Source organism: Mycobacterium sp. E2462, from assembly GCF_001672685.1.
In the GTDB taxonomy this organism is placed as follows: domain Bacteria; phylum Actinomycetota; class Actinomycetes; order Mycobacteriales; family Mycobacteriaceae; genus Mycobacterium.
This window is the reverse complement of record NZ_LZKC01000258.1, coordinates 1-24762: the sequence shown is the minus strand read 5'-3', so window position 1 is coordinate 24762 and position 24762 is coordinate 1. Positions and strand designations below refer to the sequence as shown.

Genomic DNA, 24762 nt, shown 5'->3' with positions numbered 1-24762 from the left:
TGAGCAGTCCCTACCATGGAGTTCATGACTAGCCGGACAACCCGAAAGGCGGCCGCGGTGGCCGCATCCGTGGCGGCGCTGGTCCTGGCGGGGGGATGGTCACTCGACGAGGCCGTGGCGGCTCGACCGCTCGTCGCCGCTTCGGCGGGAGCGACGCCCGCGCCGCCGGCGCCCCCGAGCCCGGGCGGCGCGCTGCCCGTGCGGCCCGCTGGCGGCGGCGGCTGCATCATCGGCTTGAACTGTGGATGCACGCGCAACTGCCACCAGCCGCGCCCGCACCCGCCGAACGACGCCGGCCAGCCGCCGCGCAGCGCGCCCGCCCCCGATCCGCAGAACCCCTAGCCGGGCCGAGCCCAACCTCCCGCGCCTTTTCCGGGCGGGCGTGCGAGTACGCCGATTTCGCCCGCCCGGCGTCCTATCATGTGGGCATGAGCGCCGGTGGGCTGACCGCGGGCTCGCCGGCCTTCTCCGACGAGGATGTCACCCGCTTCCGCGCCGCGGGGTGGTGGAGTGACGCGACGCTCTCCGATGCGGTGCACCGCAACGCCGAACTGTCTCCGCAGCGCCCCGCGTACGTCGACCATCCCGCCCACTCGCTGACCTGGCTCGAATTCGACCGCGCCGCAACGTCGTTGGCGGAGCAATTGGCGGGGCTCGGTGTCCGCCGCGGTGACCGGGTGGCGGTATGGCACGGCGACGCCGCGGCCATTCACGTGCTGTTCGTCGCCGTCGAGCGGTGCGGTGCGGTGGTCGTCGGCGTCGGCGCGCGGGCCGGCACCCGCGAAGTGGGCGCCATCCTGCGGGGATCGCGGCCCGCGCTGCTGATCAGCGATCCCGCGCGCCGCGACGCGGCCGCGGCCGCGGCCGGCGACGACGGGCCGCGGCCGCTGGTGCTGCACCGCGACGGCGCGGGGTTGCGGCTGAGCGTCGAGGCGCGGCCCGCGGCAGTGCGCGGCGCGGCGCGGTTGGGGCCCGACGACGTCTTCCTCATCAATTCCACCTCCGGCACCACCGGGTTGCCGAAATGCGTCGTACACACCCAGAACCGTTGGTATTACTTCCACCAAAAGGCCGTCGCCAACGGCGAGTTGACGTCCGACGACGTGTTCCTGCCCGTCATCCCCACGCCCTTCGGCTTCGGCATCTGGACCAGCCACACCACCCCGATCCACCTCGGTGCCACCGCCGTGCTGTTGGAGCGGTTCGGCACGCGCGCCGCGTGCGAGGCCATCGCCGAACACAAGGTGAGCGTGTTGTGTTGTGTGAGCACCCAATTGACGATGTTGATGGCCGATCCCGCTACGCGGGACTTCGACCTCAGCTCGCTGCGGGTGGTGCTCACCGGCGGCGAGGCCCTGCCGTACCGGCCGGCCGCCGAGTTCGAAGAGCTTACCGGTTCGACCATCTTGCAGTTCTACGGTTCCAACGAGACCGGGATGCTCAGCGCGACCACCGTGACCGATCCGCGCGATCGCCGGTTGCGCACCGGCGGGCGGATCGTCCCCGAGATGGCGGTGCGGCTCTTCGAGGGGGAGCGCGACGTCACGGACACGGGCCGGGGGCAGCCGGCGTGCCGCGGTCCGGCGACCAGCCTCGGGTATCTCGGCGGCGCCGACCACGACAAGTTGTTCACCCGGGATGGGTGGATGCGCATGGGCGATCTGTGCGAGATCGACGCCGAGGGCTACCTGCGCGTCACCGGGCGCACCTCGGACTTCATCGTGCGGGGCGGCAAGAACATCAGCGCGTCCGAGGTGGAAGACGCCGTCATGACGCATCCCGACGTCGCACTCGCGGCGGCGGTCGCGATGCCCGACCCGGTCTTCGGCGAAAGAGTGTGTCTGTACGCCGAACTCCTGGACGGCCGCCGGCTCGAGCTACCCGGTCTCGTGGAACACCTGTTGGCCCTGGGTGTTTCGAAGGAACTGCTGCCGGAACGGCTGGTCGTGCTCGACGAACTGCCCCGGTCATCCGGCGGCAAGATCGCCAAAGGCGTTCTGCGGGAAGATGTTCGGTCCAGGGCGGAGGGTAGTAATGAGCGCTCGTGAGGTGCGACGGGGCGGCCTGCAGGTGTGGGCGCCGTCGGTGGTGCCCCCCATCGGGGTCGAGCTGTCCAACGAGCAGGCGCTTGCAGTGGCCTTCCGGCACCTGGCCGCCATCGGGTTCGCCGAGAACATGGCCGGGCACATCACCTGGCAGCGCGACGGCCAGTCGCACCTGTTGGTCAATCCGTGGGGCCTGTGGTGGCAGGAACTCACCGCCTCCGACATCTGCGAGGTGGACAGCGAAGCCCGGGTGGTGCGCGGGCGGTGGGACGTCACCCCGGCCATCCACATCCACACCGAGTTGCACCGCGTCCGCGACGACGCCCGGGTCGTCATCCACAACCATCCGTACTACGTCTGTGTGCTCGCCGCCCTGGGCAGGCTGCCCGAACTGGTGCACCAGACCGGTGCCCTGTTCCTCGACGACCTGTGCCTGGTCGACAGCTACGACGGCGAGATCGACAGCCCCGCCCGCGCCGCCGAGCTCGCGGCTCGCATCGGCGGCGCGAACGTGACGATCCTGGCCAACCACGGCGTCATCGCCACGGGCCGCAGCCTGCCCGAGGCCGTGTACCGCGCGGCTTCGATCGAACGGGTCTGCAAGCTGGCCTACGACGTGCTGTTGACCGGCCGGGAGCCGGTGCCGATGAACTGGGCGGACCTGGTCGGTGTGCAGCGGTCCCTGATCGAACGCGCCGCCGACGTGTACTGGGCGGGTGCGGCCAGAATGACCATCAAGGGCGACCCCGAGGTGCTGACGTGAGCGCTGGGTCCCGCGCCGCGTGGGCTCGGCCACCGGGCCTGCCGGGCTCGGACACCGGGCCGGGACCATTTGGCTTTTCGCCCGCCTCACAGCGACAACGACGCGGCTCCGCGCGACCCGGCCCCGGTCGTCGCTGTGAGGCGGGCACTTTGCGTCGTGCCCCCGGAGAGGGCCGATGGTTGCGCAAGCAGGCGTTGGCCGAGGCAGGGCCGATCGGACCGGGCGGGGTCGACCGGCCAGCCAAGGCCGGACCGGCCACTCAAGGCCGGACCGGCGCGGGGGAATCTGCACCGGCCAGGCCGCCCGAGGCCGGACCGGCGCTCCGCGCGACCCGAGCGGTTGTCGCTGTGAGGCGGGCACTTCGCGTGGGGCCCCGAGAGAGGGCCGAGGCAGTGGCGCCGCCCGGCGAGGAAAGTGACGTATGAAATCCATCGACGACCTGGCCGCGAATCTCAACTTCACCACCGCCAAGACCGGTGCGGACCGCTCGGTCAGCTTCCTGCCCGACCCACCCCGGGCGCAGCGCCGCTACACGGTGATCTCGGTGGACGACCACATCGTCGAACCCCCGGACACCTTTGCCGGGCGCCTGCCGCGGCGCTTCGCCGACCGCGCCCCGCGCGTCGTCGACACCGAGTCCGGCGGCCAGACCTGGGTGTACGACGGCCATGAACTGCCCAACGTGGGCTTCAATGCGGTGGTCGGACGGCCGGTCGCGGAGTACGGCTTCGAACCGGTCCGGTTCGACGAGATGCGCAGGGGCGCCTGGGATATTCACGAACGCGTCAAGGACATGGACCTCAACGGGGTCTACGCCTCGCTCAACTTCCCGTCCTTCCTGCCTGGATTCGCGGGCCAGCGCCTACAGCAGGTCACCCACGACCGCGACCTGGCGTTGGCCTGTGTCCGCGCGTGGAACGACTGGCACCTCGAGGCGTGGGCCGGGCCCTATCCCGAGCGCATTATCCCGTGCCAGCTGCCGTGGCTGCTCGATCCCGAGATCGGCGCGCGGCTCATCTACGAGAACGCCGAACGCGGTTTTCGCGCCGTCTCGTTCAGCGAAAACCCCGCGATGCTCGGTCTGCCGAGCATCCACACCGGTCACTGGGATCCGATGATGGCGGCGTGCGCCGAGACCGGCACTGTGGTGAATCTGCACATCGGGTCGTCCGGCTCGTCCCCGGCCACGACCGAAGACGCACCGCCCGACGTCCAGGGCGTCCTGTTCTTCGCCTACGCGATCTCCGCGGCGGTCGACTGGCTGTACTCCGGGCTGCCCAGCCGATTCCCGGACCTCAGGATCTGCCTGTCAGAGGGCGGAATCGGTTGGGTGGCAGGACTTCTCGATCGTCTCGACCACATGCTCAGCTACCACGCCATGTACGGCACCTGGCAACGCCTCGGCGAATCCCTCTCGCCCGCCGAGGTGTTGACGCGCAACTTCTGGTTCTGCGCGGTCGAGGACAAGTCGTCGTTCGTGCAGCGCGACCGCATCGGCGTGGACAACATCATGCTCGAGTCGGACTACCCGCACTGCGATTCCACCTGGCCGCATACCCAAGAGTCACTGCACGAACAGATCGGTGACCTGCCGGCCGACGTGATCCGGAAGTTTGCGTGGGAGAACGCCTCTCGGCTCTACCAACACCCCGTGCCGGTCGCCGTGCAGCGCGATCCCGACGCCTTCTGATGGGCACCGTCGACTTCAGCTCCGTTGCGTGGGGTTCGGTGGAGTGGACCAACCTGGTGACGCTGTACCTGCGAGCATACGAAAGTCGTTCGAGAAAGCCCATTTTAGGGGATACGGCGGCCGCCGCGGCCGTGGATCGGATCGACTACGACTTCGCGCGGATCCGGCGCACGACCTTGCCGGTGTCGAATCAGTATCTGGTCGCCCTGCGGGCCAGACAACTCGACGACTGGTCGGCCGCCTTCCTCGGTCGTCATCACGACGCGGTGGTCTTGCACCTGGGCTGTGGACTCGACAGCCGCGCCTTCCGGCTCGACGTGCCGGCCTCGGTCCTGTGGTTCGACGTCGACCAGCCGGGCGTCGTCGCGCTGCGCCGCCGGCTCTACGACGACACGGACAGCTACCGGATGATCGGCTCGTCGGTGACCGACAGGGCCTGGCTGGACGCGGTGCCGACCGGACGGCCCACCCTCGTGGTCGCCGAGGGCCTGTTGATGTACCTCGCCGAGGATCAGGTGCGCCGGCTGCTGTGTCGCCTGGCCGATCGGTTCGGCGGCGGGGAAATGCTGTTCGACACCCTCTCGCCGTGGGCCCCGCGACTGTCGAGGCTCTTCACCCGGGGCATCGTCAAATGGGGCCTCGCCGACGCGCGGGCGATCGAGGCGTGGGACCCGCGGCTACGCCTGGTGCAGCGGTCGCCGGCGCTGGCCGGCTGGCAACGCATCCCGTCAGCGCCCGTGCGATTGATCTACCGTTCGATGTGGGCGACGGCCCGCCACTACGACGTACTCAACCGTTTTCGCTTCTAGAGCCGTCAGAGTGCGGACGCCAACCTACGCAAAATGTCGGCGGCTGGTTCCGCGGTGGCGTGCCGGTACCCGGTGCCCGCCCACAGGTGCACCAGGTCGGGCTGCCCCGCGGCGGCCGCGGCCTTGCGCAGCGGGCTGGTCAGGTGATGCAGCGCGGGGTACCCGAACGGGGCCTGCGCCTCGTGGGCGTCAATGAACGCGTTGCGCAGCCCGCGGGCGGGACGGCCGGTGAACGCCCGCGTCAGCACCGTTTCGGTGCGGGCCGGGTCGGTGAGCGCCGCCTGGTGCGTTGCGGAGGCGCCGCTCTCGTCGGCGCGCAGCAGCACCGTGCCGACGACGGCGGCGCTGGCGCCGGCGTCGATCACCTCGGCCACCGCCTGCGGCGTCGCCAGGCCGCCCGCGGCCTGGACGGGCAACGGCACGGCCGCGGTCACGCGCCGTACGAGCTCGGCGATCGGCACCGGCATGAGCGGTGTCCGCGGCGACAGCGTCCCCGAGTGCCCGCCCGCGGTCGCGGCCTGCACGACGAGCATGTCGGCGCCGGCTTCGTGCGCCAGCGCAGCCTCCTCGGCCGTGGTGACGGTTTGGGCCACCACGCTGCCGGCCCGGCGCAGCGAGGCGATCACCGTGCCCGGCGGAATGCCGAAGGTGAACGACACCAGCGGCACCGGGTCGTCGAGCAACAGCGCGATCTTCTCGTCGAAGAAGTCGTTGTCCTCGACCGGGTCGGCGGGCAGCGTCAAGCCGAACTGCTCGGCCTCGCGTTGAATGATCGCGGCGTAGTCCCGGTACGCACCAGGGTCGACCGGCAGCGGGTTCGGCGCGAACACGTTGATTCCGTACGGGATTCCCTCGGCGCGAACGGCTTTGAGTTCCGTCTCGACCGCCTCCACGGTCTTGTACCCGGCGGCGAGCAGGCCCAGGCCGCCCGCGCGATGGGCGGCGGACACCATCGCGGGCGTGGTTGGGCCGCCCGACATCGGGGCGGCGATCAGCGGCATGGACATGCCGAACTGTGCCAACATCTGGTCGTCCTCTCGACGCTGGAGGCGGCGCGGGCGGCGCCGCCTTGACCATAACGGCGCGCCGCCGCGCCAGCATTCCACCCGGCACCCGGACCTGGCAGGATGCTTGACCGTGAAACGACCCAACTTCCTCGTGATCGTCGCCGATGACCTCGGGTATTCCGACCTAGGCGCGTTCGGCGCCGAGATCCAGACGCCCAATCTGGACCGGCTGGCCTACGCGGGGGTGCGGTTCACCGACTTCCATTCCGCACCGGCTTGCTCGCCCACCCGGGCCATGCTGTTGACGGGGACCGACCACCACATCGCCGGCATCGGCACGATGCTCGAAGTCGCCGGGCCGGCGTTCCGCGGCGCGCCGGGCTACGAGGGTTATCTCAACGACCGAGTCGTCGCGTTGCCGGAACTGTTGCGCGACGCCGGCTACCTGACGCTGATGTCGGGCAAGTGGCATCTGGGCCACACCCTCGAAACCTCCCCGTGGGCAAGGGGTTTCGAGCGTTCGTTCGCGTTGCTGCCCGCCGGCGCCAGTCACTACGGCGGCTCGGCGGCGCGGGGCTTCTCGCCGGTGCCGACTCTGTACACCGAGGACGATCACTTCGTCACCGTCGGTGACGACTTCTACTCGTCGGACTCCTACGCCGACACCCTGTTGCGGTATTTCGACGAGCGGTCCCCCGACGACGACCGCCCCTTCTTCGCCTACCTGCCCTTCCAGGCGCCGCACTGGCCACTGCAGGCGCCGGAGGAGTCGATCGCGAAATACCGGGGCCGCTACGACGAGGGCCCGGACGCGCTGCGCGACGAACGGTTGGCCGCGCTCAAGCGACTGGGCCTGTGCCCGCCCGACGTCGAGCCGCATCCGGTGGTCGCGGACGGCGCCCCGGAATGGGCCGACATGACCGACGAGCAGCGCGCGGTGTCGGCCCGCAGCATGGAGGTCTACGCCGGCATGGTCGACCGGATGGACTACAACGTCGGCCGCGTCGTCGACTACCTGGAACGGACCGGCGAGCTCGACAACACCGTGGTCATCTTCCTGTCGGACAACGGTGCCGAAGGCGCTATCGTCGAGGCGATGCCACTGCGCGGGGCGCAGATCGCCGCTCAGATCGAAAAGCATTGCGACAACAGCCTCGACAACCTCGGCAAGCCCTCCTCGTTCATCTGGTACGGGCCGCGGTGGGCCCAAGCCGCCACGGCGCCGTCGCGGTTGCACAAGGCCTTCACCACCGAAGGCGGAATCCGGGTGACCGGCTTCGTCACCTGGCCGGGTTTCGCCCGGCAGCAAGAGATCGGCACCGCGTTCAGCACCGTCATGGACATCGCCCCGACGATCCTGCAACTGGCCGGCGCCGCGCACCCCGGCACGTCCTACCGGGGGCGCGAGGTGGCGCCGATGCGCGGTCGATCGCTAGTGGACTATCTGTCGGGGAGCGTCGACACGGTGCACGACGCCGACACCGGCACCGGCTGGGAGTTGTTCGGGCGCCGCGCTATTCGACAGGGTGACTGGAAGGCGCTGTACCTGCCCGTGCCGCACGGGACCGGCGCCTGGCAGCTCTACGACCTGTCGGCCGACCGTGGCGAGGTGCACGACCTGGCCGAGGCTCGGCCCGACAAGCTGGCCGAGCTGTTGGAGCTGTGGGACCGGTACGTCGAAGACACCGGCGTGCTGCTGGAGCCGGTGTCGGTGTTCGAGGCCGAACGTTAACGGCCGGTCCACCGCTTAAGCTGGGAGCCTGATGAGCGAGACAACCACCTGCGCGGTCGTCGGCGGCGGCCCGGCCGGAATGGTCCTCGGGTTGCTGCTGGCCCGGGCGGGCGTCGCTGTCACCCTGCTGGAAAAGCACGGCGACTTCCTGCGGGACTTCCGCGGTGACACCGTGCATCCGACGACGCTGCGGCTCCTCGACGAACTGGGCCTGGGGGAGCGGTTCGCCGCACTGCCCTACAGCCCGTTGCGTAGGGGCACCTTCGAATCGGGTGGGCGTTCGGTGACCTATCTGGACTTCGAGCGTCTCCACCTACCGCACCGGTACATCGCGATGGTGCCCCAATGGGATCTACTCAATCTGCTCGCCGAAACCGCCCGAGCCGAGCCGTCTTTCAGCTTACGGATGCGGACCGAGGTGACCGGCCTGCTGCGCGAAGGCGACCGGGTGACCGGCGTGCGTTATGTGGGCGACGACGGACCCGGCGAGTTGCGGGCCGACCTGACGGTGGGGTGCGACGGCCGGTGGTCGGTCGTGCGCCGCGAGGCCGGCCTGCGCGCCCGCGAGTACCCGGTCGGGTTCGACGTCTGGTGGTTCAAGCTACCGAGGGAGGGCACCACCGAGCACTCCTTTCTGCCGCGCCTCGGCCGGGGCAAGGCGTTGGGAGTGATACCCCGCGAGGACTACAACCAGATCGCCTACATCGGGCCGAAGGGCACCGACGCCGAGCTGCGCGCGCGGGGCCTCGAGGCGTTCCGCCGGGACCTCGCCGCGTTGCTGCCCGACATGCCGGCCTCGGTGGCCGCGCTGCAGTCCATGGACGACGTCAAACACCTCGACGTCCGCGTGAATCGGTTGCGCCGCTGGCACACCGACGGCCTGCTGTGCATCGGCGACGCCGCCCACGCCATGTCACCGCTGGGCGGTGTCGGCATCAACCTGGCCATCCAGGACGCCGTCGCCGCGGCCACGATCCTCGCCGAGCCGCTGCTGCGCGGGCGGGTCACCAACCGCGATCTGGCGGCCGTCCGCCGCCGCCGGGCCTTCCCGGCCGCGGTGACGCAGGCGGTGCAGCGGGTGCTGCAGGCCGCCCTGCTCAGGCGGTTGTTCCGCGGATCCGCCCCGGTGCCCCCGGCCGTCCTGTTCACCGCGCTGCGACGGCTGCCGTGGCTGTCCGCGGTCCCCGCGTACTTCGTCGGGGTGGGCGTCCGCCCCGAGCATGCGCCGGCCTTCGCCCGCCGGCCGCCCCGCTGACCGGTTGCGGCCCAGGGAATCTCATGCGGTGCGGCCGGCAAGCTGCGCCAGCCGGTCCGCGTCCCGCGCCGTCTGGGTGGTCAGCGCTATCCGCCCCGAGGAGACCGGCTCCTCGATGATCGGAGCCTCCACCACGAGGTTGTCGCGGATGAAGGCGACGTGGTCCTTCAGGTGCTCCGCGGTGAAGGCCGCCCACGCGGTGGCCGACGGCGCGTCCAGGATCAGCGTGACCTCATAGAAGTCGGAGGTCAGCGACTTCGGTGGGTCGACGTGGATCAGCCCGAGCTGCAAGGTTTCGGGGCCGAGCGTGTAGACGGTGGTCTTGTCGAGATCGCAGGTGGTCAGGGCGGCCGTGGGCGCCACCGGGGCGGCCGGGTTCGTCGCGGGGCATTTGCCGCCGATCGTCGGCTGCGACTTGATGACGGGTCGGACCGGCAGCGGCGCGATGTGCGCCGGCGGCGGTGCGGGGGCGGTCGCGGCCGTCGTGGCGTGGGTCGTCGTCGGCGGGCTGGGCGACGTGGACGTGGACGGGTGCGGGGGCTGATGCGCGGGCGCGCAACCGCAGACCGCCGCGACGACCAGGCCGGCGCAGGCAAATCCCCGGCGTGGGGCCCGCGCGCTGTGAACTTCCGTCGCGGGTCGCCGGTACCTGGAGTCGGTATTCACGCGAAAAAGCTTTCGCCGCGCCGCTGCCGGCATTTCCGAGGAAGTCATCTGTTCTGTTCGGCGTGCGGATTCATCGAGCGGCAGCCCTTTGCCGACACTACGAATATAGAGTAGTGTCTCGGTCTGAGATTCAACGTGGACAAGCGACGAAAGCCTAACCCCGCGGAGCGCCGACGCGACCTATGCGATGCGGCGATTCAGTTATTGGCCGACGACGGGGCCAAAGGGCTGAGCCATCTGAAGGTCGACCGCAGCGCCGGCGTGCCCGACGGGACGACGTCTTTCTACTTCCGTACCCGATCGGCGTTGCTGCGGGCGGTCGCCGAACGGCTCGCCGAACTCGACCTTGCGGAGCTGCAGGCGGTGGCCGACAGTCCCGATCCGGCCGCCGGCGATCCCGCGCCCTCGCGGCTGTCTCAGGTGGTGATCCAGGCCGGCAACGGGCCGCAACTGCTGCGGACCCGGGCGCGCTACGAGCTGACCATGCAGGCCACCCGCGACCCGGCGCTGGCCGCGATCCTGCAGCAAGCCACGGATGCCTTCACCAAACTGCACCAGGAAATCCTGGTGCACCTGATGCCGCACGGCGCGCAGCTGGACCCGGCGGTGGTCGAAGACCTCAGCAACGTCACGCTGACCTTCATCAACGGGCTGCTGCAACGCTTTGCGCACGGCGACCGCGTCATCGACAGCCCCGAACAACTCGACGCAACCCTGGCGGCCATCGCGACCGGGGTTCTCAAGAGCCGTGACAAGGGGCGGCTGACCCGGGCCGCCGGCCCCACGACGGGGCCCGGCCCGCGGGCGGCGCGTCGCGGCTGACCGCGGTTTCGACACGCGGTGCCTCGGGTCTTGCCATGGCAGTCCGCTGTATGGTTCTCTACGAGAATAGAGTTACTCCATGTTCTCGACCGCTTTTCTGCGAAGCCGGTGCGCATTGGCGGGGCGCCGCAATTAAGCGGAGTGTACAAATTGCCCGAACCGAATCCAGCGCTGCCACACTGGCAGCGTCAGCCCTGGTGTAGGTAGCGCGGGCGCCCGGAAACGGCAGCGCGAGGAGATATTTCGTGACAACGAGCACCGACAGCCACGTCCGGTTCGATCCCTACGACGTCGAACTCATTGCGGACCCCTATCCGATGTTCAAGCGCCTTCGCGACGAGGCGCCGCTGTACTACAACGACGAATACGACTTCTATGCGCTGAGCCGTTATGCCGACGTCAACAAGGGGATCATCGACCACCAGACCTACAGCTCCGCCCGGGGCGTGATCATGGAACTGATCAAGGCGAACCTCGAGATCCCGTCGGGCATGCTGATCTTCGAAGACCCGCCGATCCACGACGTGCACCGCAAACTGTTGTCGCGGATGTTCACCCCCCGCAAGATCGCCGCGCTGGAACCGATGATCCGCGACTTCTGCGCGCAATCGCTGGATCCGCTGGTGGGTTCGGGGCGGTTCGACTTCGTCACCGATCTCGGGGCCATCATGCCGATGAAGGTCATCAGCGCGCTGCTGGGGATACCCGAAGCCGACCAGGAGTACATCCGGGATCGCGGCAACGCTCAACTGCGCACCGAGCCGGGTCGGCCGATGAGCGCCGCCGAGCACGGCCTGTCGGTGGGCGAACAGTTCGAGGCCTACATCGACTGGCGCGCCGACAACCCGTCCGATGACATCATGACCGAGCTGCTCAACGTCGAATTCGTCGACGAGACGGGCAACACCCGGCGGTTGCGGCGCGAAGAGATTCTCGTCTACCTCAACGTGGTGGCCGGGGCGGGCAACGAAACCACGACCCGCTTGATCGGCTGGGCCGGAAAGGTTCTCGCCGAGCACCCGGACCAGCGCCGCGACCTCGTGGCGAACCCCGCGCTGATCCCCCAGGCGATCGAGGAGCTGCTCCGTTTCGAACCGCCGGCGCCGCACATGGCCCGTTACGTCACCCGCGACGTCACCATCTACGACCAAACGGTGCCACAAGGCAGCGTGATGCTGATGCTGCTCGGAGCGGCGTGCCGCGACGAGCGCCAATTCGGCTCCGACGCAGGCGAATTCAACATCCATCGTGCCGCCCGGCCACACTTGACCTTCAGCGTCGGCGCCCACTTCTGTCTCGGTTCGGCGCTGGCGCGGTTGGAAGGCCGCGTCGCGCTGGAGGAAATCCTCAAACGCTTCCCGGAGTGGGAACTCGACCTGGCCAACGCCACCCTGAGCCCGACCTCGTCGGTGCGGGGTTGGGAGACCCTGCCCACGTTGGTGCCCTGATGACCGGTGGGGTCGACGGCCGCGTCGCCGGCAAGGTCGCCTTCATCACCGGCGCCGCCCGGGGCCAGGGCCGCAGCCACGCGGTGCGCTTGGCCCAAGAAGGCGCCGACATCATCGCGATCGACGTGTGCGGACCCATCGAGAACCTGGCCTACCCGCATTCAACCCCGGAGGACCTCGCCGAAACCGCCGACCTCGTCAAGGGATTGGACCGGCGCATCGTCACCGCGCAGGTCGACGTGCGCGATTACGACGCGTTGCAGGCCGCGGTGGACGACGGGGTCGAACAGCTCGGCCGGCTCGACATCATCGTCGCCAATGCGGGCGTGGGCACCGACGGCCGCAGGTTGCACAAGATTCGCGAGAACGTCTGGCAGGACATGATCGACATCAACCTGACCGGTGTGTGGCACACCGTGAAGGCCGGCGTTCCGTACATCCTGTCGGGCGGACGCGGTGGTTCGATCGTGCTCACCAGCTCGGTCGGCGGCCGCAAGGCCTACCAGAACACCGGCCACTACGTGGCCGCCAAGCACGGCGTCATCGGGCTCATGCGGGCCTTCGCCGTCGAGCTCGGTCAGCACATGATCCGGGTCAACTCCGTGCTGCCCACGCAGGTCAGCACCACGATGGTCATGAACGACAACACGTTTCGGCTGTTCCGCCCAGACCTTGCCAACCCCGGGCCCGACGACTTCGCGCCCTTCTCCCAGATGATGCACACGCTGCCGGTGCCGTGGGTCGAACCCATCGACATCAGCAATGCCGTACTGTTTCTTGCCTCCGACGAATCACGCTATGTCACAGGCGTTTCGCTTCCCGTCGACGCGGGCAGCTTGCTCAAATAACTGAACTCATCACAACGAAGTGGAGAAAGCCCATGCCTGAATTCGACTACGAGAAGTTGAAGAAGGAAGCCGAGCAGTACATCAGGTTCGAGAAGGACAAGAAGAACCGGATCGCCTACATCACGTTCGACCGTCCCGACGCCCAGAACGCCGCCAGCCTGGGCATGCGGCAGAACTACGCCGACCTGATCCACAAGTGCAACGTGGACGACGAAGTCAAGGTGGTCGTGATCCGCGGCGAGGGGCAGGATTTCGGCAGCGGGGGTGACCTGCCCGAGCAGCGGCCGATGCTGGAAAACCCCGGCCTGCCGCTGCACCACGAGCTCGCGATCAACGACGACGACGTCAAGTACCCGCCCGGCGGCTCCTACCGGTACCTGTCCACCGTCACCGACTTCTACGCCAAGGCGCGCGCCGGCAACCGCCCGCTGCAGGAGCTGCGCAAGATCAGCATCATCGAGGCCAAGGGTTACTGCTACGGGTGGCACTTCTATCAGGCCGGCGACGCCGACCTGGTGGTGGCGAGCGACGACGCGCTGTTCGGGCACCCGGCCTTCCGCTACGTGGGCTGGGGACCGCGGCTGTGGTGGTGGGCCGAGACGATGGGCCTGCGCAAGTTCTCCGAAATGTTGTTCACCGGACGACCGTTCAGCGCGAAGGAAATGTACGACTGCGGCTTCGTCAACAGCGTCGTGCCGCGCGACCAGCTGGAGGCGGAGACGCAGAAGTACGCGCTGGCGTGCTCGAAGTCCCGCCCGACCGACACGGTCGCGGTGCAGAAGACCTTCCTGGAGCTCTATAAGCAGCACAAGGGCGAGTACTTCGGCAGCCTGCTGACCGGCATGGTCGAGGGCATGCTGCCGATGATTCAAAACGACGCCGAGGAGGTCGACCTCACCGGCGGCACCTTCGAAAAGGGCCTCAACAACGTGGTGAAGGACAACGACCTGAACTTCCCGCCGGAGTGGCGCCTGAGCCGCTCGGGGCGCGCGAAGCCCTGACCGCGTCAGGACAGCGCGCATGTCGGCGCTGACGGGCTTCCGGGTCGTCGAGCTGGCGGGCTCGGTCGCGGGGGAGTTCTGCGGAAAGCTGCTGGCCGACTTCGGCGCCGAGGTCATCAAAATCGAGGCGCCCGGGTGTGGCAGCCCCACCCGGGCGCTTGCTCCCATCGTCGGCGAGGGCCGCGGGCCCGACGCGAGCGTCGTGTTCGCCTACCTCAACACCAACAAGCAGTCCGTCGAACTCGATGCCGGCGACCCGCGCCGTCAACAGCTCATCGGGACGGCGGACGCGGTCATCGACGATCAAGCGTCGTCGCTGGCCGGCGCGCACCCGGACGTGGTCTTCTGCACGATCACCCCGTTCGGGGTCGACGCGCCCGAGGAGTACCGAAACGCACGCAGCATCAACGTTTTTCACGCCAGCGGCTGGGGCTATCACACGCCCAGCCACGCCGACCCGACGCTGCCGCCGCTACAGGGGCCGGGTCGCTTCCTTGCCGACTACGAGGGCGGGCTGGACGCCGCGCTGTGCATCACGGCGGCGTTGTTCGGACGCATGCACCGCGGTCACGGCGAGCAGATCGACGTCTCGCAGCAGGCCGTCCTGGCCTCGCGTGCGGACTGTATCCTGGGCCGGTTCGTCACGGGCGAGGTCCCGGCCGCGGGCACCCGCGACGACTACGACCAGGCGGGGCCCGCGTCCTTCTTCGCGTGTACCGACGGATTCGTCTACCTTTACATGACCAGCCGCGCGCACTGGCTTGGCGTCAAGGCGTTGCTGGACCACCCCGCGTGGTTGGACGAATTCGACGATGACTGGCTGGAATTCGCGGTCACGCCGCGCAAGGTCGCGGCCTTCCGGCGGGGGTTCGCGCGCTGGGTGGCCGTGCAGCGCAAAGACTCCGCCGCCGAACGGGCCCAGCGGCTGGGCGTGCCGCTGGTTGCCGTCAACGGCGCCGCCGACCTGCGCCGGTCTCCCCAGTACCGGCACCGGGGATTCTTCCGCGCCGCGTGCCACCCGGTGCTCGGCGAGGCGGCGTACCCCACCGTCCCGTACGCCCTCAGCGCCTCCCCGGCGCGCCTGCACTCGGCGGCGCCGACTCTCGGTCAGCACACCGCGACCGTGCTGCAGCGGCTGGGCGTGCCGCACGCGGCCCCCTCGGTGCACTCGCCGCAACTCAAGCCCGCGCTCGAGGCGCGTGGCGGCCCGCTGCAGGGCGTGCGGGTCGTCGAGCTCACCAAGGTGTGGGCGGGCCCCTACGCGGGCAAGCTGCTGGCGCTGCTGGGCGCCGAGGTGATCAAGGTCGAGACAGCGACCATGCCCGAGGAGATGCGCGCCTACGGCGGCACCGACGTCAACCACGCGCCGTTCTTCCTGAGCATCAACCCCGAGATACTCAGCGTCGACCTCGACATCAAATCCCCCGAGGGCATGGCGGCGTTGCACGGCCTGATCGCCCGCAGCGACATCGTGATCAACAATCTGCGGCCCGGCGCGATGGAGCGCCAGGGGCTCGGATACCGGGAGCTGGCCCGGCTCAAATCGGACATCATCTCGGTGTCGATCAAGATGTGGGGCAACGACGGGCCACTGGGCCACCAAACCGGTTACGCGCCCTGCTTTTCCGCGCTTTCGGGGTTGGCGTCGCTGGTCGGGTACCGCGGCGGCCCGCCGCTCGGCGCGAGCATGCGCTACGGGGACTCCACTGTGGGCGCCGCCGCCGCGTACGCCGCGGTGGTCGCGTTACTACATCGGGAGCGCACGGGGGCGGGGCAATTCGTCGACGTCTCGGCCGTGGAGACCCTGTCCTCGATGATCGGCGACAGCCTGCTGGAACAGGATCTGACCGGCAACCGCATGGAGCCGGGCGGCAACAGCCACCCGGACATGGCCCCGCACGGCTGCTACCCCTGCACCGACGGTTGCTGGATCACCATCGCCGTGGCCGACGACGCCGAGTGGCGGCGGCTCTGCGCGGTACTTGGCGCTGCGGCGCTGGCCGGCGATCCGCGTTTTGCCACGAGGGCCGACCGGCGGCGCGCTGCCGACGCGCTCGACGCCGAACTGGCGCGACTGACCGCCGCCCAGGACGCCGACCGGCTCGCCGCACAACTGCGCGCGGTGGGCGTGCCGGCCGAAAAGAGTGCCACCGCGCTCGATGTCATTGCGGATCAACGGCTTTGGGACCGCGAACTGTATCGGTTCGTCAGCGACCACCGGGAGGGTCAGCGCCCGGTCCTGGGGCCGTCCTGGCGGATGACGCGCGACCCGGCGCGCATCTCGCGCGGCGCCCCCGACATCGGCGAGCACACGGACTACGTTCTACACGGGCTTCTACACGGCATAGTGGGTGAGTCGGCACCGCCCCGGGTGGCCGCAGGGGAGGGCAACACGTGAGGCAAACTCTGGCGAACACCGTGGCGCTGGTCACCGGCGCCAGCAGCGGCATCGGCGCGGCGACGGCGCGGGCGCTGGCCGAGCAGGGGGCTGCGGTCGCGCTGGTGGCGCGACGGACCGACCGGCTCTCTGAACTCCGTTCCGAGATCGAGTCTTCCGGCGGGACGGCGCTGGTATTACCGGCCGACGTTACCGACGCCGACCAGATGGCCGCCGCGGTGCAGCGCACCGTCGCCGAATGGGGCCGCCTGGACACGCTGGTCAACAACGCGGGCACCATGCGATCCGGCCCCGCGGCGGAGGCGCCGCTGCAGGACTGGGACACCATGATCGCGGTGAACGTGCAAGGTGTCCTTTACGCGACCCGAGCCGCGCTGCCCCACCTGATCGACGCCGCCGCGGACTCACCCCGCGGGGTCGCTGACGTGGTCACCATCAGTTCCACCGCCGGCTGGGCCGCCCGCCCGAACACGGCGGTCTATTCGCTCACCAAGTTCGGCGTCAACGCGTTCAGCGAGGGCCTCCGCCAGGAGGTGTTGGGCAAGCGGGTCCGCGTCGGCGTGGTGGGTCCCGGAACCGTCGACACCGAGATCTTCGATCACCTGGCGGAATCGTCGCGCGAGGCGATCGCCAAGCAGACCGCCGGGATGGTCAAGCTGCGTCCGGAGGACATCGCGGACGCGGTGCTGTTCATGGTGACGCGCGACCGCCGGGTCGCGGTAAACCACATGCTCGTGCGGGCCGCCGAGCAGACCTGGTAATGCCGGATCACTGGGTGGTCGGCGACCAGTTCGGCCTGCCGATACCCGCCGATCCCGTGACGCTGCGCGACGGTGGCGCGGCGTTCCTCACCGACGCCTTCCGGGCCTTCGGGGTGCTCGGGGACGCCGACGCCGTCTCGCGCATCGTCGGGTTCGAGGAATTCCCCGGCGGCAGCACGGGCCGCAAGGTCGCGTTGGACGTCGAATATTGTGGCCACACAACATCATTGTCCACCGAGCTATTCGTCAAGTTCTCGCGCGACCTGGACAGCCCCCTGCGGGACGTGGGGAAAGCCCAGATGCAACCGGAGGTCCGGTTCGCCGTGTTGACCCGCACGCCGGGGTTTCCCATTGCGGTGCCCACCGCGCAGTTCGCGGACTATCACCGCGATACCGGCACCGGCATCCTCATCACCGAGCGAATCCCTTTCGGCACGAACGGTATCGAACGCCAGTATCACAAGTGCCTCGATTACGAGATGCCCGACGCCCTCGCGCACTACCGGGCGCTGCTGACGGCGCTGGCGAGGCTGGCCGGCGCGCATCGCGCCGGGGGCTTGCCCGCCGACCTGTTGGCGCACTTTCCCGTCGATGTGCGGGCGGCGACGGTGGGGCAGCGGGCACCGATGCCCGCGGACACGGTGCGGCGGCGGGTGGACCAGGTCGCCGAACTGGCCCAGGACCACCCCGGGCTGCTGCCGAGTGAGGTCGGCGCACCGAACTTCATCGCCAGGCTGCGCGAGGAGGTGCCGCGCGTCGTGCGCCACGCCGACGCGCTGCTGCACGGCCTCGCCGCCGACGACGACTACGTCGCGCTGTGCCATTGGAATGCCAACGTGGATAACGCCTGGTTCTGGCGCGACGCGGGCGGCCAGTTGCGCTGCGGGCTGTTGGACTGGGGCTGCGTCGGCCAGATGAACATGGGCATGGCGATATGGGGGGCCATGTCCGCCGCGGAAACCGATTTGTGGACAACGCATTTCGACGACCTGCTGGGCCTGTTCGTCGCGGAGGTTCACCGATGCGGCGGACCCGGCCTCGACCCGGGCCGCCTGCGCCGTCACACGCTGCTCTACGCAGCCGCGATGGGCACCGCCTGGTTGCTGGACGTGCCCGCACTGCTGCGCAAGCGCTTCGACCCGATGCCGCGCTCGCGCACCGATCCTCGGATCAGGGCGCACGAGGGCGTGCGCGCGCCGCTGCAGATGCTGTCAAACCTGTTGTGTGCGTGGGAGCGCTACGACGTGGGCGATCTGCTCGACGCCGCTCTGGCAGAACGCGCCTGCCGTTAGGGCTCGTCGGCTAAGGCTCGTCTTCGTCCCTGCCCGCGTCTTGGAGCAACCTCTCCGGGTGATGGAACGTGTTGATACGCCGCTGCCCATAGTCCAAGTGCGGCGGCGGAATCCATTCGGTGTCGCCGTTGGCGTTCTTGCGGGTGGTCCAACCACCCGGGCGCAACAGGCGGTGCTGGGGTCCGCAGGCGAAGGTCAGGTCGTCGACGTCGGTGGTGTGACATGTGGCCCAGTCGGTGACGTGGTGGACTTCGCAGTAGTAACCGGGCGCGGTGCAGCCCGGAGCCGAGCAGCCGCGATCCTTCGCGTACAACACGATTCGCTGCGCAGGGGAGGCGAGTCGCTTGGTGTGATACAGCGCCAGGGCCTTGCCCTTGTCGAAGATCGCCAAGTAGTGTCGCGCGTGCCGCGCCAACCGGATCACGTCGCTCATCGGAAGGATGGTCCCGCCGCCGGTGAGGCCGCGGCCGGCCGCCGCCTCCAATTCGCTCAGCGTCGTGCTGACCACGATCGATGTCGGCAGCCCATTGTGGCGGCCGAGCTCACCGGACGCGAGCAGCGCTCGCAGCGCCGCGTTTACGGCGTCGTGCTGACGCTGGCCGACGTTGCGGGCATCCCGCTCGACTGCCTGTTCGCTGGGAGTGCCACTGACGCACGGCGTCTCGTCGTCCGGATTGCACATCCCGGGGGTCGCCAGCTTCGCCAGCACGGCCTCGAGCGTGGCGCGCGCCTCCGGGGTCAGCCAGCCGCGCAGCTCCGACATGCCATCGCGACCCTGCTTGCCCAGGTTCACACCGCGGCGGCGTGCCCGGTCCTCGTCGGTGAAGCTGCCGTCGGGATTGAGGCAATCGGTCAGGACGGTAGCCAATTCGGCCAACTGCTCGGGCCGAAATCGGGTGCCCTCGGTGGCGAGCTTGCGTTCGACCTCGTCACGCGTGGGCGCGTCGATCCAGCCGGGCAGCCGGTGACAGAAGTTGCGGATTACCGCCACCTGCGCGGGCCCGAGCGAGCCGTCGCGCTGCCGAGTGGCCGTCGCGGCCAACGCCGGCGGCAACGGTTCACCGGTCAGGCCGCGCCGCGGGCCCAGGTCGGCGGCCTCCCGAATGCGCCGCGAGGCTTCGGCGCGGCTGATCAACGCCGCCTCGGCGAGCGCGTGCGACAGGGTGCCGCCGAGCTCCTCCGGCGTGCCTTGGCGGGCCAGGCTGTTGATCAGCGGGTGTTCGATGGCCGGCAGCCGGCGGCGGATTTTCTCGCAGCGCCGCAACAACGCCAGGTATTCGCGGGTGGCCAAGGCGTCCGAGTCGTGGTCGACCAACTGCACCATCGCGGCGTCGATGGTGTCGAGCGCCGCCGATAAGGCTTCACGGTCTAGACTCACACCTCGAAGCTAGCGGAGGCCACCGACAAGAAATGCCGCGCTGATGCCCCTGAAGCTGGTGTGGCGCAAGTGGTTTGGCTTCTACCGAGTAAGCGACGAGCACCCGTCGGCCCTCACCATGTCACGGGTAGCTCGTACAGGCCGTAGGCCAGCGCGTCGTGCTTGAACGGAAGGTCGACCAGCGGCACCGCCAGCCGCAGCGTCGGGACGCGGCGCAGCAGCGTGGGCAGCACGATCTGCAACTCCATGCGCGCCAATTGCTGGCCCACGCACTGGTGGCGGCCGTAGCCGAAGCCGACGTGCGGTCCCTGTTCACGGGTCAGGTCCAGCCGGTCCGGGTCGGTGAACTGCCGGACGTCCCAGTTGGCCGGGGCAACGTCGAGGATGATGCCCTCGCCGGCGCGGATCGTCTCACCCCCCACCTCGATGTCCTCGACGGCGATGCGCCGCTGCCCGGTCTGAATGATGCTCAGGTAGCGCATCAATTCCTCGACCGCGACGGCGATGGCCTTGGGATCGTCGGTGTCGCGCAGCAGCGCCAGCTGATCCGGGTGCTCGAGCAGCGCGGCGATGCTGAGGCTGATCATGTTCGCGGTCGTCTCGTGGCCGGCGATGAGCACGCCGGTGGCCAGTTGGGCGGCCTCGCGCACGCTGATCTCCTCGGCGTTGACCCGCTCGGCGAGGTCGGACACCAAGTCCTCGGAGGGGTCGTCTCGCTTGGCCCGCACCAGGTTGGCGAGGTACTTGGCCAGCGAGGCGGCGCCCTGCGCGGTGTCCTCCGCGGTGGCGTAGCGGCCCATGCCGCGGTGGGCCTGAGCCTGGAAGAAGTCGGCATCCTCGTACGGCACGCCGAGCAACTGGCTGATTACCAGCGACGGTACGGGCAACGCCAAGCCGCTGACCAGGTCACCCGGCTTCGGCCCGGCCAGCACCGCGTCGATGTGGTCGTCGGTGATGTGCTGCACCGCCGGCCGTAGCGCCTCGACGCGCTTGAACGTGAATGGCTTTGACAACATTCGGCGGAACCGGGTGTGCTCCTCGGCGTCCGACGTGAACACCGAGCGCGGCCGGGCGTGCACGGTCGCCAGCATCCCTTCGTTCCAGTGCGGGTAGCCGGGCAACCGGTCGTCGACGCTGGTGCGCGAGTCGGTGAACAAGGATCGGATCGCCTCGTAACCGTGAATCAGCCAGGGCGTGCTGCCATCCCAGATGCGCACCCGGCTCAGCTGTCGATCGGCGTTGAGCCGCAACGCTCCCGGAGGCGGCGCGAAGGGGCAGCCGGGCGCGCGCGTCATCGGGAACTCGGGAATCGTCGTGCTGGTGGAGATGTCGGTCATCGCGCTCCTCGTTGATCGCCCGCTGTGGTCGTCGATGGCGGGGCGCCCGCCGGGCCCAAGTGCACCGGCGCGCGCCACAGCCCGACGATGGCGTCGATGAGGCCTTCACCGGCAACCGGCCACGCGGAGCGGGATCGCGGCCCGTGCTCGGCCAGCGCACCCTCGTGTTCGGCACACGTGTGCATCAACAGGTTTCGCACCATCACCATCCGCTCCGAGCGCACCCGCCGGGGCAGCTCGGGCAGGCAGCGGTTGATGCCGTCGATCGTCTGCACCAGCAACGGTGACGCCAGCGCGTCCCTGGTCACCACCTGCCGGTATGCCGGATCCGCCATGGCTTGGGCGGCGAAGCGCGCATACCAGCTGGGGGTCCCCAGCGCCGCGAGGTGATCGGTCAGCGGGCGAACCAGCGTCCCGACCCAGTCGCGCAGGTCGGTCGAGTCGACGACGGTGGCCAGCATCTGCGCGCGCAGCTTCTCGATCGGTTCGCGGTGTTTGCTCTCGATGGCCCGCAGCAGATCGGTGCGGGTTCCGAAGTGGTAGCACGCCGCGGCGTTGTTGCCCTGCCCGGCCGCTTCACTGATCTGCCGGTTCGACACGGCGTACATGCCCCGCTCGGCGAACAGCACCTCGGCGGCGGACAGGATCGTCTCCCGCGTGCCGAGCGATCGATCGGTACGAGCCATCCGCGGGGCGGTCACCGCCTCAGTGAACACCGTCGCCTGGATTAAATCAAGAAATTTATTTAATTAAGGTGACCGGTGTGCCGATGGCCGCGCTCGGCCGCCCAACGCGCGGGCGCGCCCCCGCGATCGCCACGAAATTGTGCGCGGCGGGCGCAATTTCGCCAGGATTTCGTCGGCCTGACGCCCGCGGCCACCACCACGCGCAATACAGTCGTGCCCATGAATCCGCTGCAGCGGGTGGCTCGCAACCCGACCGTGTACCGCTGGCTGTTGCTCAGAGGCGCGCGGCTCACCGAAGCGCTCGAGTCCTTCCTTCGATTCGTCACGGGCGGGCGTTTCGGCGCCCTGGACGTCGTCGGCCTGCCCAACGTGCGAATCACCGTATCCGGGCGCAAGACCGGGCTGGCTCGCACCGCGACGGTGCAGTACGTCCCGGACGGCGACCGGCTGCTGCTGGTGGGATCCAACTGGGGCCGCGAGCGGCACCCGTCGTGGTCGGCGAATATCAAAGCGGCGCAACGCATCACGCTGCGCAAGCATGGCCACCGGTTCGTCGCGACGGCGCGCCTGCTCACCGGCGAGGAGCGCGACCAAGCGTGGGCGAAGGTGGTTGCGCAGTGGCCCAATTACCAGCTCACCCAGGACATGGCGGGGGCACGGCGATTCCGCGTGTTCTCGCTCACGCCGACCGGCTGATTCTGGCGCTCAACCCGACTGCGCTCAACCCGACTGCGCTCAACCCGACTGCGCTCAACCCGACTGGTTGTCGCCCCACACCGCGTGCGCGCCCGCGTCGCCGACACGGTAGATCTGCACCATCGACGGAATCCCCACGGCGAGGGCGAGGATCGCCACCACGAGGCGGGCGGCAACCCGGCGCTTGTCCGATCGTCGTTCGACCACGCGCAGCGCCACCAGCGCCACCGCGACCGCCAGCAGCGCGGCGGCGACGTAGTTCATCGTGCTGCCCAACGACGCGTGTTCGCGCACGATGGGACTGTGCTGCGGGCTGCGGTCATACAACCACTGGCCCGCGTTGACGGTCAGCAACGTCAGCACCAAGGTCGCGACGGCGAACAGCGCCGTGAGCCACAGCGTTTGGCCTCGCCGGGCCGCCGGCCATACAGCGCACACGATCTCCAGCGCCGCCGTCAACGGCACCAGAACCAGGGCGAAGTGCAGCAGCAGGGCGTGAGCCGGCATGCCGTTGATGACGTCCATGGGGTCTCCCGCCGCCCGCAGCGTACCGCTAGCCGCCAAGCCCCTTCTTGACGACGGCATCCTGCTTCTGGCCGACGTCGTTGACGAAGTCCGGAGGCGCCAACGTGTCGGGCGGCCCGTCGAATTCGAGGGTGACAAGCGCCTTGCCCTCGGTGAAGAGCAGAATCACCACGCCCTTCGAGTGGTCCGGGGAGTTACCCATCAGCGACGTGCCGCCGGTTCCGACGGTGGCGGGTTGCGACGAGGGGTCCTTCACCGCTGCGCCCTGCTGGCCCTTCGCGGCGTTCAACGCGTCCGTCGCGGCCGCCGGGTCGGTGAACACCAGGATGGTGTCCTTGATGGCGTGGCTGCCGTCGTCGTCCTTGAATGTGGTGGCGACGCCCGGTTGACCGTTGGGGTTGTTGGTCGGCGGAGCGGCGGTGAAGGGCACGGGCGCGCTGATGTCGCCCGCCTGGATGAGCAACTTGGTGTAGTCCCCGGGCTGTCCCGCCGCGCCGCCGGGCGCGGCCGAGGTCGGCGCCGCGCCCGCGGCCGATGAGGTGGCAGTTCCCGACTTCGAGGGCGACGTCGACGTCGAAGACGACTGCTTCGAGCAGCCCGCCAACGACACCGCCAGCGCCGTCGTCGCCGCCACGCCGGCGGTCACCGTCCGTGACATCCTCATCGCCTCGAGCTCCCTTCTCGGTCGTCCCTCGACGCCGTCGGCGCGACGGGGCCGGATCCGCGCTTCGCAACGCACAGTACCCGGCCGCGCCACGTCGGCAGGTCGAGGGAGCGTCCGGATCGGACTCGAGCGACTACTCCAATTGGTCGCGCAGGCAGCGCAACGTACTGGCCAGGATGCGCGAGACCTGCATTTGCGACACCCCGATGCGCTCCGCGATCTGGCTCTGCGTCATGGATTCGAAGAACCGCATCCGCAGCACCTCGCGCTCGCGCCGCGGCAGGGAACCGATCAGGGCCCGCAGCGCCTCGCGGTTGGTGATGTGATCGATCTGCGGGTCGATGCCGCCGACCGAGTCGGCCACCAGGCGGGGCGTGCCCGAACTGTCGGCGCCGATGGGCGCGTCCAGCGAATCGAGCCGGTAGGCGTCGCGCGCCACGAGGCATTCCACGATCTCCTCGTGCGGCACTTCGAGCACCTGTGACAGCTCGGCAGCCGTGGGGGCGCGCCCCAGCTGCTGCGAGAGATCCGCCGTCGTGCGGCTGATCTGCACGTGCAGCTCGCGCAACCGTCGCGGGACGCGCATGCCCCAGCTGTAGTCGCGGAAATACCGTCGAACTTCGCCCATCATGGTGGGCACCGCGAAGCCGATGAAGCTGGGTCCCTTGGCCGGATCGAAACGATTGATCGCATTCATCAGGCCGAGCCGTGCCACCTGGATCAGGTCGTCGAGACCTTCGCCGCGGCGGGCGAAGTGGCTGGCCACGTGGTCGGCCAACGGTAGGCAGCGTGCCACGATGCGTTCGCGCTGCCGCCGATACTCGTGGGACTCCCCAGGAAGCTGCTGCAATGCCATGAACATCTCGACAACGTCGTCATAGGAGTCGTCGGCGCGGCTGCTTTGGGATCGGGCGGGCCGGGTCCGCACCTCGGGTGTCT

23 protein-coding genes are annotated in these 24762 nt (G+C 69.2%); 15 read left to right on the top strand and 8 right to left on the bottom strand.

Going from position 1 to position 24762, the window contains the following annotated elements; all coding sequences use genetic code 11:
• The first annotated feature begins 24 nt into the window (after positions 1–24).
• The 5 genes from A5714_RS26130 to A5714_RS12735 all read left to right on the top strand — a co-directional run bounded on the left by A5714_RS26130 (position 25) and on the right by A5714_RS12735 (position 5307).
• Entirely contained in the window at positions 25–342 is a 318-nt protein-coding gene (locus A5714_RS26130; RefSeq protein ID WP_156671080.1) for a hypothetical protein, read from the top strand.
• Positions 343–428: 86 nt separating this feature from the next.
• The gene (locus tag A5714_RS12750) at positions 429–2048 is read left to right on the top strand and encodes a class I adenylate-forming enzyme family protein (RefSeq protein WP_068285625.1); all 1620 of its coding nucleotides are present in this window, start codon (positions 429–431) and stop codon (positions 2046–2048) included.
• Positions 2035–2808, top strand: a complete 774-nt coding sequence (locus A5714_RS12745; protein ID WP_068285623.1) for a class II aldolase/adducin family protein — start codon at positions 2035–2037, stop codon at positions 2806–2808. Before A5714_RS12750 ends, A5714_RS12745 begins: the two co-directional genes overlap by 14 nt.
• Before the next feature lie 421 nt (positions 2809–3229).
• Positions 3230–4498, top strand: a complete 1269-nt coding sequence (locus A5714_RS12740; RefSeq protein WP_068285621.1) for an amidohydrolase family protein — start codon at positions 3230–3232, stop codon at positions 4496–4498.
• Positions 4495–5307, top strand: a complete 813-nt coding sequence (locus A5714_RS12735; protein ID WP_197513675.1) for a class I SAM-dependent methyltransferase — start codon at positions 4495–4497, stop codon at positions 5305–5307. The genes A5714_RS12740 and A5714_RS12735 overlap by 4 nt, the downstream gene beginning before the upstream one ends.
• Before the next feature lie 5 nt (positions 5308–5312).
• On the opposite strand, the gene A5714_RS12730 is transcribed toward A5714_RS12735, so the two are convergent.
• Positions 5313–6332, bottom strand: a complete 1020-nt coding sequence (locus A5714_RS12730; protein ID WP_068285617.1) for a nitronate monooxygenase — start codon at positions 6330–6332, stop codon at positions 5313–5315.
• A gap of 112 nt (positions 6333–6444) precedes the next feature.
• On the opposite strand from A5714_RS12730, the gene A5714_RS12725 reads away from it, so the two are divergent.
• Positions 6445–8046: an arylsulfatase gene (locus A5714_RS12725; protein ID WP_068069280.1), complete on the top strand. Its 1602-nt coding sequence runs from the start codon at positions 6445–6447 to the stop codon at positions 8044–8046.
• 31 nt (positions 8047–8077) lie between these two features.
• Positions 8078–9301 (top strand): FAD-dependent oxidoreductase, encoded by a 1224-nt coding sequence (locus tag A5714_RS12720; RefSeq protein ID WP_068285614.1) that lies wholly within the window; start codon positions 8078–8080, stop codon positions 9299–9301.
• Positions 9302–9322: 21 nt separating this feature from the next.
• Here the strand turns inward: A5714_RS12720 and A5714_RS12715 are convergent, their stop codons facing one another.
• Positions 9323–9883: a preprotein translocase subunit SecD gene (locus A5714_RS12715; RefSeq protein WP_068285650.1), complete on the bottom strand. Its 561-nt coding sequence runs from the start codon at positions 9881–9883 to the stop codon at positions 9323–9325.
• A gap of 219 nt (positions 9884–10102) precedes the next feature.
• Between A5714_RS12715 and A5714_RS12710 the strand changes: the two genes are divergently transcribed.
• From A5714_RS12710 to A5714_RS12680, 7 genes are all read left to right on the top strand, one after another.
• Complete coding sequence (locus tag A5714_RS12710; protein WP_068069286.1) at positions 10103–10789, top strand: TetR/AcrR family transcriptional regulator; 687 nt, start codon at positions 10103–10105, stop codon at positions 10787–10789.
• Between the two features lie 245 nt (positions 10790–11034).
• Entirely contained in the window at positions 11035–12237 is a 1203-nt protein-coding gene (locus tag A5714_RS12705) for a cytochrome P450 (RefSeq protein WP_068285612.1), read from the top strand.
• Complete coding sequence (locus tag A5714_RS12700) at positions 12237–13085, top strand: mycofactocin-coupled SDR family oxidoreductase (RefSeq protein ID WP_068285610.1); 849 nt, start codon at positions 12237–12239, stop codon at positions 13083–13085. Before A5714_RS12705 ends, A5714_RS12700 begins: the two co-directional genes overlap by 1 nt.
• 32 nt (positions 13086–13117) lie before the next feature.
• Positions 13118–14086, top strand: coding sequence for an enoyl-CoA hydratase/isomerase family protein (locus A5714_RS12695; RefSeq protein WP_068285608.1), 969 nt, complete (start codon positions 13118–13120; stop codon positions 14084–14086).
• Between the two features lie 19 nt (positions 14087–14105).
• On the top strand, positions 14106–16484 hold the full coding sequence (locus A5714_RS12690; RefSeq protein WP_068285606.1) for a CaiB/BaiF CoA-transferase family protein: 2379 nt from the start codon (positions 14106–14108) through the stop codon (positions 16482–16484).
• The gene (locus tag A5714_RS12685; RefSeq protein ID WP_068285604.1) at positions 16481–17245 is read left to right on the top strand and encodes an SDR family NAD(P)-dependent oxidoreductase; all 765 of its coding nucleotides are present in this window, start codon (positions 16481–16483) and stop codon (positions 17243–17245) included. The genes A5714_RS12690 and A5714_RS12685 overlap by 4 nt, the downstream gene beginning before the upstream one ends.
• Complete coding sequence (locus tag A5714_RS12680; protein ID WP_068285602.1) at positions 17245–18537, top strand: hypothetical protein; 1293 nt, start codon at positions 17245–17247, stop codon at positions 18535–18537. Before A5714_RS12685 ends, A5714_RS12680 begins: the two co-directional genes overlap by 1 nt.
• Before the next feature lie 10 nt (positions 18538–18547).
• On the opposite strand, the gene A5714_RS12675 is transcribed toward A5714_RS12680, so the two are convergent.
• From A5714_RS12675 to A5714_RS12665, 3 genes are all read right to left on the bottom strand, one after another.
• A complete protein-coding gene (locus A5714_RS12675; protein ID WP_082959714.1) occupies positions 18548–19861 on the bottom strand; it encodes an HNH endonuclease signature motif containing protein in 1314 nt (437 codons plus the stop codon).
• 167 nt (positions 19862–20028) lie between these two features.
• On the bottom strand, positions 20029–21252 hold the full coding sequence (locus tag A5714_RS12670; protein WP_068285598.1) for a cytochrome P450: 1224 nt from the start codon (positions 21250–21252) through the stop codon (positions 20029–20031).
• Positions 21249–21968, bottom strand: a complete 720-nt coding sequence (locus A5714_RS12665; RefSeq protein WP_068285596.1) for a TetR family transcriptional regulator — start codon at positions 21966–21968, stop codon at positions 21249–21251. Before A5714_RS12665 ends, A5714_RS12670 begins: the two co-directional genes overlap by 4 nt.
• A gap of 189 nt (positions 21969–22157) precedes the next feature.
• On the opposite strand from A5714_RS12665, the gene A5714_RS12660 reads away from it, so the two are divergent.
• The gene (locus tag A5714_RS12660) at positions 22158–22634 is read left to right on the top strand and encodes a nitroreductase family deazaflavin-dependent oxidoreductase (RefSeq protein ID WP_068285594.1); all 477 of its coding nucleotides are present in this window, start codon (positions 22158–22160) and stop codon (positions 22632–22634) included.
• Positions 22635–22688: 54 nt separating this feature from the next.
• Here A5714_RS12660 and A5714_RS12655 read toward each other — a convergent pair whose 3' ends face one another.
• From A5714_RS12655 to A5714_RS12645, 3 genes are all read right to left on the bottom strand, one after another.
• Entirely contained in the window at positions 22689–23159 is a 471-nt protein-coding gene (locus A5714_RS12655; RefSeq protein WP_068285592.1) for a DUF2231 domain-containing protein, read from the bottom strand.
• Between the two features lie 28 nt (positions 23160–23187).
• The gene (locus A5714_RS12650) at positions 23188–23823 is read right to left on the bottom strand and encodes a hypothetical protein (RefSeq protein ID WP_068285590.1); all 636 of its coding nucleotides are present in this window, start codon (positions 23821–23823) and stop codon (positions 23188–23190) included.
• Between the two features lie 133 nt (positions 23824–23956).
• On the bottom strand, positions 23957–24751 hold the full coding sequence (locus A5714_RS12645) for a SigB/SigF/SigG family RNA polymerase sigma factor (protein ID WP_068285648.1): 795 nt from the start codon (positions 24749–24751) through the stop codon (positions 23957–23959).
• Between the last annotated feature and the right edge of the window lie 11 nt (positions 24752–24762).